This window comes from Vibrio sp. 10N.286.51.B11 (genome assembly GCF_041469245.1).
Taxonomy (GTDB): Bacteria; Pseudomonadota; Gammaproteobacteria; order Enterobacterales; family Vibrionaceae; genus Vibrio; species Vibrio crassostreae_C.
This window is the reverse complement of the sequence record NZ_JBFRKI010000040.1, coordinates 60,560-73,589: the sequence shown is the minus strand read 5'-3', so window position 1 is coordinate 73,589 and position 13,030 is coordinate 60,560. Positions and strand designations below refer to the sequence as shown.

Genomic DNA, 13,030 nt, shown 5'->3' with positions numbered 1-13,030 from the left:
TAATTATGACAACTCAAACTACTATCAATAACGAAAAGCTATCTCCGTGGCCTTGGCAGATTGAAGAGAACACAACTCATTTTGATAGCGCGGCAATGTCGACCATCTTAAAAGACTTAAGCCTTGCTTGTTACGTAGTGAGCCACCCAGAAAAAGGCTTAGGCGTCAGCCAACAAGCTGAAATTACATCGGGTGATTCAGCAAGTGCAGCGAACAGCCAACCTGTTAGCGCATTTGCTCCTGCACTCGGTACACAAAGCTTGGGCGACGAAGAGTTTCGTCGCTGTCATGGCGTAAAATACGCGTACTACGCAGGCGCAATGGCCAACGGCATCTCATCTGAAGAGCTTGTAATTGCGCTTGGTCAGGCAGGCATTCTTTGTTCATTTGGCGCGGCAGGCTTAATCCCGTCTCGCGTTGAGCAAGCGATCAACCGTATTCAAGCAGCGCTACCAAACGGCCCTTACGCGTTTAACCTGATTCACAGCCCAAGTGAACCTGCACTAGAGCGCGGCAGTGTAGAGCTGTTTTTGAAGCACAAAGTGAAAACGGTTGAGGCTTCAGCCTTCTTAGGTTTAACACCGCAAATTGTTCACTATCGTGCTGCTGGTCTAAGCCGTGATGCAAAAGGCGAAATCCAGATTGGCAACAAAGTCATCGCAAAAGTGAGCCGTACTGAAGTCGCAAGCAAGTTCATGCAGCCTGCTCCTGTGAAAATGCTGCAAGCTTTGGTTGATGAAGGTCGAATCACAGCAGAACAGATGGAGCTAGCACAGTTGGTTCCAATGGCGGATGACATTACTGCAGAAGCGGATTCTGGTGGTCACACCGATAACCGCCCTCTAGTTACCCTGTTACCAACGATTCTTGCGTTGAAAGAACAGATCCAAGCTCAGTACCAATTCAAAACACCGCTGCGTGTTGGTTGTGGTGGTGGCGTCGGCACGCCTGACGCAGCTCTAGCAACGTTTAACATGGGCGCGGCATACATTGTTACTGGTTCTATTAACCAAGCCTGTGTTGAAGCTGGCGCGAGCGAACACACACGTAAGCTGCTTTCGACAACTGAAATGGCTGACGTGACTATGGCTCCGGCAGCAGACATGTTCGAAATGGGCGTGAAGCTGCAAGTGGTTAAGCGCGGTACCTTGTTCCCAATGCGTGCAAACAAGCTTTACGAGATCTACACACGCTACGACTCCATTGAAGCGATTCCAGTTGAAGAACGTCAAAAGCTAGAGAAGCAGGTATTCCGTTCAACATTGGATGACATCTGGGCAGGTACTGTTGCTCACTTTAACGAGCGCGACCCTAAACAGATCGAACGCGCTGAAGGCAACCCGAAGCGTAAAATGGCGTTGATTTTCCGCTGGTACTTGGGGCTTTCTAGCCGCTGGTCAAACACGGGCGAACAAGGTCGTGAAATGGATTATCAAGTATGGGCTGGCCCTGCACTTGGCGCATTCAACGCGTGGGCAAAAGACAGCTACCTAGATGATTACCAGCAGCGTAATGCGGTCGACCTTGCTAAGCACCTGATGCACGGTGCGGCTTACTTAGCACGTGTTAACCTGCTGACTTCGCAAGGCATCAAGCTTGATCCAGAACTAGCACGATGGAAGCCAACTCAAAGAATGGCGTAAATGACCTAAATGGACTGGTTGACGAGTAACTAATTACTCAGCGACAGGAAACAAAAAAGCGACCTTATCGGGTCGCTTTTCTTTTGGTTGTTCTTGCCAGGCTCGCTACAAAATTAAGACTTCTGCATACGCTTTTTCAAGCGCGCTAAATCAATTGCACTTGAGCGTACAGTAAGCTTGATGCATTCGTAGTCGTATTCTTCCTTCACCACACTCATGTTTGAGCGAATCTCACCGATAATGCCTTGTCCAGAATAAGGAATCGTGATCTCTTCTTCGATCATGCCTTGTTCAGCCACACCCACAATGTACTTGTGTAGTTTGGTGATATCGAGCGGGTCACGAGTCGAGGTCAGCATTGCATCTGGGAATTCTTCAATCAGCTCTAACTGTTCTTCTTCGCTCAATCTATCGCACTTGTTCAGTACCAATAGTTTTTCGCTGCCTTCAACGCCCACTTGCGCTAATACTTCGTGTACCACATCAAGCTGTGCGCGGAATGAAACATCAGAAGCATCAACCACATAAAGCAGTAATGAAGCATCATGCGCTTCTGCTAGTGTTGAGTGGAATGAAGCAACCAGATCGTGTGGCAGTTTCTTGATGAAACCCACCGTATCTGACACTAAGATACGCGGCTGAGTGATCGGCTGAAGTGCACGAACCGTGGTATCTAAGGTCGCGAATAGCTTATCTTCACCGCTCACTTCGGTTGCGGTCATAGCGCGCATCATCGAAGATTTACCCGCGTTGGTGTAGCCAACCAGAGCAACAGTGAAAAGCTCCGAACGCTGAGTGCGTCGGTTCTTCATTTCGTCTTGTACGCTAACCAGCTCACGCTTAAGTGCAGCAATTTGGTCACGTACTTTACGGCGGTCTAGCTCTAGTGAAGTTTCACCTGCACCCTGACCCATTTGACGCTCTTTATCACCGTCGGCCGTCTCACGCAGTCGAGGCACTAGGTAGTTTAGTCGAGCGATTTCAACTTGCAGACGTGCGGTACGAGTACGAGCATGACGGCTGAAGATCTCAATGATGATACCAGTACGGTCAAACACCTCGACACCCAAGTGAGCTTCTACATTACGCAGTTGAGATGGGCTCAAATCACAGTCGAATACCACTACGTCAGCAGTACCAAACTCCACGTCTTCAGATGGAAGATCATCAAAATCTAACTCATCGATACCAGCACGAAAATCAAAAGACTCATCGATAAAATCTTCATCTTCGGCTTCTTCAATCGAACCTTGGTAACCGGTTAAGTGTGCAATTTCTGCAAGCTTACCTGCGCCCAACACGTTTTGTCGTTGTGTTGAACTGTGGTGCTGTGATTGTGTACCGACCACTTTAAACCCTAGGGTTGTTACTAAGCGAGCAAGTTCGGCAAGAGACTCTTTTGCTTCGTCACCTTTGAAGTCCGGTGTCGTAATAGAAATAAGTAAAGCGTTACTAGCTGAGGGTTTTGCTGTTAGTTTCATGTATTCTTCTGTTTATGCACTAATGTGCAACCTAGTATTTGGTCTAAAGTAGCGCGATCCTACGCTGTTCTCGGTCAGCTTTATAGAGCTAACGGAGGCTAATTAGCGATATTATTGCAGTTAATCCATTTATCTCGTTTATCCCTCTGTTTTCGTGAGGAAATAAAACAGGCTAAAACACAAAAAAGACAGCATCACGTTACTTATTATAAGTTAGTGATACTGCCTTTGTTTAAGCTTAGACTCTCATTGAGCTACTGTCTCAAAAACTAAAAATCAATTCTCGCTTCAGTCTGAGCATCAAAGAATACCGCCTTTGATAAGTCAAAATGCAGCGGCGCCATTTGCCCAACTGACACTTCAAATTCTGGCGACAAGCGACACGCTACTTCTTGGTCGTTCACTTTCACCATCGCAATCGTATCTGGCCCTGTAGGTTCCAAGACTTCCAGCTGTAAATCTAGCTTGGTCGTTGCCGACACATCTTCACTTTCCTGCTCAGTGATGTGTTCAGGGCGCAGGCCAATCACCACTTCTTTGCCATCTTGTTCACGCATGCTTTGTGGTAATCGAATGTGGTGCTCTTGCTCAGACGTACCCGTTACTTTGATGATCGGATTCTGATCATCATCCAAATCCACCATGGTCTTAATGAAGTTCATTGATGGTGAACCCATAAAGCCCGCGACAAACATATTGTTTGGCTTGGTGTAGATCTCTTGCGGCGTACCGAGTTGCTGCAGTTCACCATCTTTCATCACCGCAATACGATCCGCCAAGGTCATCGCCTCTATTTGGTCATGGGTGACGTAAACAATGGTGGTGTTCAGCTTTTGGTGCAGACGTTTAATCTGATGACGCATTTCAACACGCAGCTTGGCATCCAAGTTAGAAAGCGGTTCATCGAACAGGTACAACTTAGGACGACGCGCTAGTGCACGTCCCATCGCGACACGCTGGCGCTGACCACCAGATAGCTGTGATGGTTTACGATCAAGCAGTTGCTCAATTTGCAGCATTTCAGCGACGCGATTCACTTCTGCGTCGATTTCGTCTTGTGGCATCTTGCGGATCTTCAAGCCGAAGGCGATATTGCCGCGTACCGTCATGTTTGGGTAAAGTGCGTACGACTGGAATACCATCGCGATGTCGCGGTCTTTAGGTTCAACCTGGGCCACGTCAACACCATCAATCACGATTTCACCCGAGCTAATATTTTCTAGCCCAGCAATGGTGTTCATTAGGGTGGATTTTCCACACCCCGAAGGGCCGACAAGTATCAAGAACTCCCCCGAATCGATACTGATGTCGATGCCCTTTAACGTTTCGTTGTCCGCGTTGCGATAGGTTTTACGGATCTGTTTTAAATCTAATGTTGCCATGGGTAATTATCCTTTTACTGATCCTGCCGTTAGGCCACGAACAAAATATTTTCCTGCGAAGACATACACCAACAGCGTTGGCAGCGCGGCGATGATCGCGGCAGCCATATCAACGTTGTATTCTTTAACGCCCGTGCTGGTGTTGACTAAGTTATTTAATGCTACGGTGATTGGCTGAGTCTCTGAGCCGGAATACACCACCCCGAACAAGAAATCGTTCCAGATTGCGGTGAACTGCCAGATCACCGTCACCATGATGATAGGCGTAGAGATCGGTAATAAGATCTTGAAGAAAATGGTAAAGAAGCCTGCACCATCCAGTTTTGCTGCTTTGATCAATTCATCCGGAATCGAGATGTAGAAGTTACGGAAAAACAGAGTTGTAAACGCCATGCCGTAGATAACGTGCACAATCACCAAGCCGATGGTTGTGTTCGCTAGCCCCATCTTGCCGAGCATGGTTGCCATTGGTAGTAGCACCACTTGGAACGGAATGAAGCAACCAAACAACAGTAAGCTGAAGAACAGATTCGAGCCTCGGAATTGCCATTTCGTCACTACATAACCATTGAATGCACCGAGCAATGTTGAAATCGCAACCGCAGGAATCACCATTTGGAACGAGTTCCAGAAGTAGCCTTTGATGCCTTCACATTTCACGCCCGTACAGGCGGTGTCCCACGCTTTATACCAAGCATCAAACACCCACTCTTTCGGTAAGCTCATCAAGTTACCTGCCTTGATGTCTGGCAGAGTTTTGAATGAGGTCAGCGCCATGACAAACAATGGCATTAGATACACCAAGCAGAAGAAAAGCAGTGCTGAATAAATAAAGATTCGAGCAAAATTGATGTTATTCATCATGACTTTTTCTCCCTAAGTTCAGAGTAAAGATAAGGCACGAGAATCACTAAGATACCAGCAAGCATCATCATGGCACTGGCAGCACCAAGGCCGATTTGTCCACGCGTAAATGAGTGTGCGTACATGAATAGCGCAGGAAGATCCGATGAATAACCTGGGCCACCCGCTGTCATCGCGGTCACAAGGTCGAAACTCTTAATCGCAATGTGTGAGGTGATGATCACCGCGCTGAAAACCACAGGGCGCAAGCAAGGTAGAATGATTTTCAGATAAATAGTGGGTAAGCTTGCCCCATCAATTTGAGCGGCTTTGATGATTGAAGAATCAATGCCACGAAGGCCGGCTAAGAACATCGCCATCACGAAGCCTGACGACTGCCAAAGTGCTGCGATAACCAAGGTATAGACCGACATTTCAGAGTCGACTAACCAATCGAATTTGAAGTCGGTAAAGCCCCAATCTTGCATCAGTTTTTCAATGCCAAGACCCGGATTGAGAATCCATTTCCAAGCAGTACCCGTCACGATGAATGACAAGGCCATTGGGTATAAATAAATGGTACGAATCGCGCCTTCTTGACGGATGTTCTGGTCAAGCAATACCGCCAAACCCACACCCAACAAGATAGCAATCGCCATGAACAGAAAACCAAACACACCGAGGTTGGTGATTGAGGTGATCCAGCGATCGTTGTCCATCAGCTTTTCATATTGAGCTAAACCAACAAAGTTGAAGCTCGGTAAAAATCGAGAATTCGTAAACGACAGCGCCGCCGTCCAGAATATATAGCCGTAGATACACACCACGGTCACTAACGCGGTCGGCGCCAGTACAATCTTGGGTAACCAATGTTGCAACCTGTCAGCAAAGCTAGGCTTGGGCGCAGGCTGGCTCCTTGTGGGTTTTGGAGTCGACTCAGTCAAAACATGCTCCATAACTTATCCTTGTTGCACAATCGAGCCAATGGCTTACCTTTCGGCACCACATCAGCATCACGCATATCAGAATTGGGAGTGAAGAGTAGATAGGCTCCCTACGAGCCTACCCACCCTGGGGGTTTGGTAAAGCAACACAACCCGTCACTCACGTGCGTTGTGTGTCGCTTATCAAGTTATATTAGATAGCCGCTTTCACAGCTTTCGCTAACTTAGCCGCCGCTTGTTTTGGATCGGCATCTTTTTCGTTGAAGAAGTTGGTTACCACGTCGTAAATCGCGCCTTGAGCGTAGCTTGTTGTCGCTAGGCCGTGAGCCATACTCGGAACAAGATCGCCAGATTTCGCACTCGCTTTGAAGGTTGCCATTGAATCCAACGCACATTGGTCGAACTTAGACATGTCCATATCTAGACGTACAGGGATAGAACCCTTGTTAAGGTTGAAGACTTCTTGGAAATCTTTGGTAAGAATGGTTTTCGCTAGGTCTTGCTGCGCTTTTTGGTTCTCTTTGTCACTCAGCTCAAAGAACGCAAAGCTATCGATGTTGAAAGTGAATTGGCCATCAGTGCCCGGTGCTGGTGCACAGATGTAATCTTTACCCGGTACTTTGCCTGCCGCAGTAAATTCACCTTTCGCCCAGTCACCCATGATCTGCATTGCCGCTTCGCCATTGATAACCATCGAAGTTGCTACGTTCCAATCACGACCCGGAGAGTTGCTGTCGATGTAATCACGCATCTTTTTGAACTTGGTGAATACTTCCACCATTTTGTCACCAGACAACACGTCCATATCCAGGTCAACGAACGCTTTGTTGTAGTCTTCACTGCCTAGCACATCAAGTGCCACCGCTTCGAATACCGTCGCGTCTTGCCAAGGTTGACCACCGTGAGCCAGTGGAATGAAGCCAGCCGCTTTAATCTTGTCTGCGGCAACAAAGAACTCATCTAACGTAGTTGGAACCGTCACGCCTGATTTTTCTAAAACAACAGGGTTCGCCCAAAGCCAGTTAACACGGTGAACGTTGACAGGAACTGCGACATATTCGCCATCCCACTTCATCACTTTAGTGACCACTTCTGGCAGTAGCTCATCCCATTTTTCTTGTTTCGCAGTTGCATCGAGAGACGTTAGAAAACCTAAACCACCCCACTCTTGAATATCATGACCTTTAATCTGCGCCGCAGATGGAGGATTGCCCGACACTGCTCGAGTTTTCAAAACAGTCATCGCACTTTCACCGCCGCCACCAGCAACAGCGAAATCTTTCCAAGTATGGCCTTGTTCTTCAATCATCTCTTTCAGTACAGCTGCGGATTTCGCTTCGCCACCGGCAGTCCACCAGTGAAGCACTTCCACTTCACCAGCTTGAGAAAATGTTGAGGCAGCAAGAAGAGATAGAGTAAGTAGGGTTTTATTGATTTTCATTATTATCTTCCATGTTTTAGCGGACTCGACGTCCGGTTCAATACAGAGTCTACTTATTCTGGTTTGTAAGATTGAAACAAAAGGTAAGCTCAATGTAACACAATTGTTACATTAAACTTCTAGGCCGCGTGGAATATAGACTTTAGCTTCTATGCCGCCTTGAGGGGAGTTACGAATAATGAGATCTCCGCCGTGTCCGTGTAGGATGTTTCGACAGATTCCAAGCCCTAAACCGTGTCCTTGGTCGTCAGTGGCGAGCCTGAAGTAAGGTTCAAACACCAACTCTAACTTGTCTTCAGGAATACCTTTTCCGTGATCTTGAATAGTCACGATAACCCACACCGAATCACTGTTAATATCGACTTCAGCTGATGTCCCATATTTCACAGCGTTGTCGATAAGATTGGTCAGCACACGTTTAATGGCTAATGGTTTGGCGACTAACGGGTCAACCACAATGGGCTCAAACTCAACCAAGGTTTGATGTTGGTTGTGCAGTTCAATCACGGAGAGCATCATCTCATTGAGGTCGATAATGGCGTTGTTTTCGTGAAGGTCGGTATCTCTTACCGCTTGTAAAGCGCCCTTAACCATCATCTCAAGCTCATCCAAATCCTTATTGAACTTGTCTTTCTTTACTTCGCTTTCCAATAGCTCGGCTCGTAGTCTAAGCCGTGTTATTGGTGTCTTTAAATCATGTGAGATTGCAGAGAAAAGGTGCTCACGGTCGGCAACATAGCGACGAATCCGTTGCTGCATTCGATTAAACGCTCGGGTCGCCGTCACCAGCTCAGTAGCCCCCTCTTCGTTAAGTGGCGGCTGCTGAATATCCATACTCATCTCATTGGCCGCTCTTGCTAATTTTTTAAGAGGGCGTACTTGCCGACGAATCATCAAGTAAGTCAAAACCAAAAGAATGAGGGTCGAGGAAACTAAGAAGATCACCTGTTCTCTGCCGAGAATCGTATCGTCGAGTTTGACGTAAGGCGCAGGCAACAACGCGGCGATATACACCCATTCATGACTGGCTAATTCTATCTGAACAACCAGAATAGGAGGGTTAAGAGGTTCTAAGGTTAAAGTATGATGTGCCCACGATCGTGGGAGATCGCTCAAGTAGATGTCATTTTTAAGCAAACGAAGATGTTCAGGGCGAGAGAAATCAACCCGCACTGATTCGACTTTATTGAGCTTGCTACTCAAAACACTTTCTATCGCTTCAATCGAGGCGGTTTTTAAACGGGTATCAGGGATCGGTTCGACAATCAACGCCTCTTTATTGAAAGAAACGAAGAAGCGCGTACCGCCCATATTGCGGATTTGATCCAACACGATATGGCGATATTTAACGGGCAGAGACTGGAAGAAAGTCACCGTCGAGGCAAACATATTGGCCATGCTTGAAGAGGCAGAACGAATCCCCTCCAGTTCTTTGTGTTTGGATTCGCTATACCAAATAGACGTTGCGATACCTTGAGCTATCACCACAGCTAACAAGGTCAGTAACAATGTTCTGGCAACCAAAGAGTTTGGCTTTAACCGACTCAACCCGTTCATAGGAAATACTTCATTGCCGAGGTGCTCATTAACATCACTTGATTATCAGTGTTCATACTGAACAGGCACAGCGAGGATATAGCCATTACCGCGCATGGTTTTGATGTAGTGAGGATACTTGCCACTGTCGCCCAATCGGCTTCTCAGACGACTAAGCTGCACATCAATGCCTCGCTCAAAAGGCAACGCTTCACGGCCTCTGGTCGCGAATGAGATAGTGTCACGGTCGAGAACTTCGTTAGGGCGAGTTAAGAACAACATCAACAGAGAAAAATCACTGCCCGATAAATCCATCTCTTCCGAGTTTTCATTGTGGGAAATTCGATGCGCTAACGTATCAAGCGTCCAATCACCAAAAACAATCTGTTTTGGCAATGCATCACTTGTCTTGTCATCCACCACTTGAACGCGGCGCAACAACGCTTTGATACGCGCCATTAACTGACGAGGGCTAAACGGCTTGGCAATGTAATCATCAGCACCAATTTCTAAGCCGATAATTTGGTCGGTTTCATCCGATACGGCAGTCAGCATGATGATAGGCACATTCGATTGCTTACGGACGCGTTGACACAAGGTAAAACCATCGTCACCGGGTAGCATCACATCAAGCAGAATCAGATCTGGATAACCTTGGTTTTGCAGATGAGCTTCTAGTTCAACACCATCTCCCACAGAAGAAACATCGAAACCAGATTTTGTGAGGTACTCTTCCAGCAGCTCGCGGATTTCTTGATCATCATCCACCACGAGAATTCGAGTATTTGTTGGCATCGCCCAAACCTATTAAATTTACAACTTATTCACATAGTGTATAGGCTGGCCGATTGTTTGATTATTGACATGTTTGTAAAGTTAGAAGAACAAACAGATAAAGATCACAACTTAGTGACCTCTATCTGAATCTTTAGGGCTTAATCCGCTATTGGTTGGTTATGAAGAGCAGCTGATCTCCATGGCTTTACCCCACTCAGGAGGTAGAGCCGCAAGGTATTCATAATCCGGGTGTTCCGCATAAGGGTCTGCCAGTACCACCATCAAAGCGTCAATATCGCTGCTATCACCGCGCTCTGCTTTGTCTATCGCTAGCTGAGCTAGGTAGTTTCTGAGGATGTATTTCGGGTTTACCTGTCTCATATTTTCGCAGCGCTCGACCACTGAGCTATCTTCCAATTCGCAGCGTTGTAAGTAGTTATCTACCCACAGTTTTGCTGCCTCTCGATCAATTATCAGATCAATCACTTCTTGTGGCGACAAGGTGTCTAGGTTCGATAGCGTTCTAAAGAACCTTGGGTAGTCGACTTTGTTTTGCGACATCAGCTCGAACATAGATTCAAACAAACGACTGTCGCCTTCTTGTTTCGAAAGTAGCCCCAACTTACGACGCATCATCTGACTAAAGTAACCGTTCATTTGCGGTTCGTACTGCTCTAAAGCCGCCTCTAAGTCGGCCTTATCCACCAGCGGAGAAAGTGAGTGAGCCAGTGCCGACAGGTTCCAAAGCCCTATTCTTGGCTGCTGGTTAAAAGCATAACGACCTTGGTAATCCGAGTGATTACAGATCAATCTTGGGTCATATTCATCAAGAAACGCGAACGGGCCATAATCGAAAGTTTGCCCGATGATCGACATGTTATCGGTGTTCATCACGCCATGAGCAAAACCATTCGCTTGCCACAACGCAATCATCTCCGCGGTACGGTCAACAATCTGATTAAACATAGCAGCGTAGGGTTTCTCTTCATCGAGACACTCAGGGAAGTGCCATTCAATGACTTTATCGGCCAGCAACTTATGCTCAGCCAACTGATTGGTATAAAACAGATGTTCAAAGTGACCGAAACGGATGTGTGATTCGGCAGCACGCACCAACAATGCGCCCCACTCTTGCTTCTCTCGATATACCGGTGTGTCGCTGGTCATCATAGCCAACGCGCGAGTGGTTGGGATATTGAGCCCTGCCATCGCTTCGCTACATAAGTACTCACGAACGGTTGATCGAATAACAGCGCGTCCATCGCCCATACGTGAATAGGGCGTTTTACCGGCACCTTTAAGGTGTAAATCGAACGTTTCGCCACTTTTCGCGACAATTTGAGCTAATAACAGCCCTCTTCCATCACCTAAATCCGGGTTATAAGAACCAAACTGGTGGCCTGCGTATTTCATTGCTACAGGCGAAAACTGCTCAGGTTCAACATTGCCAGATAACGTTTCAAGCAATTCCTCGGAAGCATCATCAAATGACAAAAAACCGAGTTCATCCGCAAGCTTATGATTCCATGCGAGCCATTGGACATTGCTGAGCGGTGTAGGTTGAATTGGGGTATAGAACAGTCGAGGTAATGCAGTAAATCGATTGTTAAATGAAATAGAATCCCAGACAGACATGAGAGATACACTGTAGATAAAAGATAACTTAAGATTATCACAGTTTCGTAACAACTTCAGAAGTGCGATGGCGCTTGTTTATAGAGGTAAGGTGATAAACCATTCCACAAGAAGAAAGTGGTGACTAGGAGTAAATTACTGGGGGATGCTTGCTAGAAGAAGATGACTAAGAAAAAGTTAAGTGGCTAGCCTGATGAGAAAAGCCACATTTATAAGAGAAAGAGTTCTGACTTTGAAGACTTTTTAACAAGTGATTTCATAATAAAAACTAAAACTATAGAGCCATGAAGCTGACTACATTAGAGCAAGAATACCCACTAGAGAAAGGGTAGAGAAAATCCAAGTACGACTGATTACGCCAAAGTTACTGTGTTGAATCATTTCTTGATGCTGCATATGTCTCTCCTTGAGAACGTGATGGTGTAACTACAATATATCGGCTTTTCGCCAAAAGCAGCAAGCACATTAATATTAACCTTTTATGACAGCATCAAGAATATTCTGTAACCATTCACCTCTCTGATAAAACAGAAAGTTATGCTCGACTGGTCGTCGAAAGCAGTGCGCCAGCCCCAATAAAGACACCTCCAGTGACACGATTAAAGACCTTGGCTCGACCTTTCGCAAACAACCAATTTGACGACTTCGCCCCCAAGTAGGCATACACCAATAACCAAGACAATTCCATCACTGCGAAGGTAAAAGCAAACACGGTAAACTGTGGTAATAGCGCAATTGAGGGATCAATAAACTGTGGGAAAAGTGCAGTAAAAAACAAGATAGCTTTGGGGTTACTCGCGCCAACAATAAAGCCACTTAAGTAATGCTGCGCAGCGCTTTCTTTGACAGATTGAGCACCGCCTTGTTGATCCGATAACTTGTCATAATCTTGTTGGCTAGAGCGCAGAGACTTCCAACCGAGGAAGATCAGATAAGCTGCACCAGTCCATTTTATGACATTAAATACCACTTCAGACGAAGCAATAATTACCCCTAGCCCGGTAAACGATAAAGTTAAAATACCAGTAATCGCAGTTAAGCTCCCCAAGGCAGTAAATATCGATAATTTAAAGCCAGATTGCACACCTTTGGTCATGCACAATAAAGAACTTGGGCCTGGTGATGCCGTTAAAATTAGCACCGCTAATAAATAATAAATCCATGTATCAAAGCTCATCGTGAATCCTCCTTAACTCACTAAAACGACTAAATATTAAACACCAATATGTAATAAGCCCTCATATTAATCAACTAAATATTGCGCTTAACGTCTTCGATATAAATGCAAACATCTTTAATCTAGGCAATAAAAAACGCCATGCATTGCTGCATGGCGTTTAAATAAAAA

At 46.2% G+C, this 13,030-nt stretch carries 10 protein-coding genes; 1 reads left to right on the top strand and 9 read right to left on the bottom strand.

Annotation, left to right across the window (positions count from 1 at the left end):
- The first annotated feature begins 5 nt into the window (after positions 1-5).
- Positions 6-1,643, top strand: a complete 1,638-nt coding sequence (pfaD, locus tag AB4154_RS19580) for an eicosapentaenoate synthase subunit PfaD (protein WP_136974228.1) — start codon at positions 6-8, stop codon at positions 1,641-1,643.
- A gap of 113 nt (positions 1,644-1,756) precedes the next feature.
- On the opposite strand, the gene hflX is transcribed toward pfaD, so the two are convergent.
- The 9 genes from hflX to AB4154_RS19535 form a co-directional block, all read right to left on the bottom strand.
- A complete protein-coding gene (gene hflX / locus AB4154_RS19575) occupies positions 1,757-3,124 on the bottom strand; it encodes a GTPase HflX (RefSeq protein WP_017071725.1) in 1,368 nt (455 codons plus the stop codon).
- Positions 3,125-3,393: 269 nt separating this feature from the next.
- Positions 3,394-4,506 carry an ABC transporter ATP-binding protein gene (locus AB4154_RS19570; protein WP_017068959.1) on the bottom strand — a complete coding sequence of 371 codons (1,113 nt, stop codon included), beginning with the start codon at positions 4,504-4,506 and terminating at the stop codon, positions 3,394-3,396.
- Positions 4,507-4,512: 6 nt separating this feature from the next.
- The gene (locus AB4154_RS19565; RefSeq protein WP_009848502.1) at positions 4,513-5,370 is read right to left on the bottom strand and encodes a carbohydrate ABC transporter permease; all 858 of its coding nucleotides are present in this window, start codon (positions 5,368-5,370) and stop codon (positions 4,513-4,515) included.
- A complete protein-coding gene (locus AB4154_RS19560) occupies positions 5,367-6,305 on the bottom strand; it encodes a carbohydrate ABC transporter permease (protein ID WP_372123890.1) in 939 nt (312 codons plus the stop codon). Before AB4154_RS19560 ends, AB4154_RS19565 begins: the two co-directional genes overlap by 4 nt.
- 181 nt (positions 6,306-6,486) lie before the next feature.
- Entirely contained in the window at positions 6,487-7,734 is a 1,248-nt protein-coding gene (locus tag AB4154_RS19555) for an ABC transporter substrate-binding protein (protein WP_017066147.1), read from the bottom strand.
- A 111-nt stretch (positions 7,735-7,845) separates the two neighbouring features.
- Positions 7,846-9,291: an ATP-binding protein gene (locus AB4154_RS19550; RefSeq protein ID WP_372123888.1), complete on the bottom strand. Its 1,446-nt coding sequence runs from the start codon at positions 9,289-9,291 to the stop codon at positions 7,846-7,848.
- A 45-nt stretch (positions 9,292-9,336) separates the two neighbouring features.
- Entirely contained in the window at positions 9,337-10,065 is a 729-nt protein-coding gene (locus AB4154_RS19545; protein WP_017060637.1) for a response regulator, read from the bottom strand.
- 159 nt (positions 10,066-10,224) lie between these two features.
- Complete coding sequence (locus AB4154_RS19540) at positions 10,225-11,682, bottom strand: protein adenylyltransferase SelO (protein WP_065583674.1); 1,458 nt, start codon at positions 11,680-11,682, stop codon at positions 10,225-10,227.
- A 535-nt stretch (positions 11,683-12,217) separates the two neighbouring features.
- Complete coding sequence (locus tag AB4154_RS19535) at positions 12,218-12,859, bottom strand: LysE family translocator (RefSeq protein ID WP_017060639.1); 642 nt, start codon at positions 12,857-12,859, stop codon at positions 12,218-12,220.
- Between the last annotated feature and the right edge of the window lie 171 nt (positions 12,860-13,030).

Excerpts from the sequence above, each read along its gene's own strand:
- hflX (WP_017071725.1), bottom strand. The coding sequence starts at position 3,124 with ATGAAACTAACAGCAAAACCCTCAGCTAGTAACGCTTTACTTATTTCT.
- AB4154_RS19560 (WP_372123890.1), bottom strand. The coding sequence starts at position 6,305 with ATGGAGCATGTTTTGACTGAGTCGACTCCAAAACCCACAAGGAGCCAG.
- AB4154_RS19570 (WP_017068959.1), bottom strand. The coding sequence starts at position 4,506 with ATGGCAACATTAGATTTAAAACAGATCCGTAAAACCTATCGCAACGCG.
- AB4154_RS19550 (WP_372123888.1), bottom strand. The coding sequence starts at position 9,291 with ATGAACGGGTTGAGTCGGTTAAAGCCAAACTCTTTGGTTGCCAGAACA.
- pfaD (WP_136974228.1), top strand. The coding sequence starts at position 6 with ATGACAACTCAAACTACTATCAATAACGAAAAGCTATCTCCGTGGCCT.
- AB4154_RS19565 (WP_009848502.1), bottom strand. The coding sequence starts at position 5,370 with ATGATGAATAACATCAATTTTGCTCGAATCTTTATTTATTCAGCACTG.
- AB4154_RS19545 (WP_017060637.1), bottom strand. The coding sequence starts at position 10,065 with ATGCCAACAAATACTCGAATTCTCGTGGTGGATGATGATCAAGAAATC.
- AB4154_RS19535 (WP_017060639.1), bottom strand. The coding sequence starts at position 12,859 with ATGAGCTTTGATACATGGATTTATTATTTATTAGCGGTGCTAATTTTA.
- AB4154_RS19555 (WP_017066147.1), bottom strand. The coding sequence starts at position 7,734 with ATGAAAATCAATAAAACCCTACTTACTCTATCTCTTCTTGCTGCCTCA.
- AB4154_RS19540 (WP_065583674.1), bottom strand. The coding sequence starts at position 11,682 with ATGTCTGTCTGGGATTCTATTTCATTTAACAATCGATTTACTGCATTA.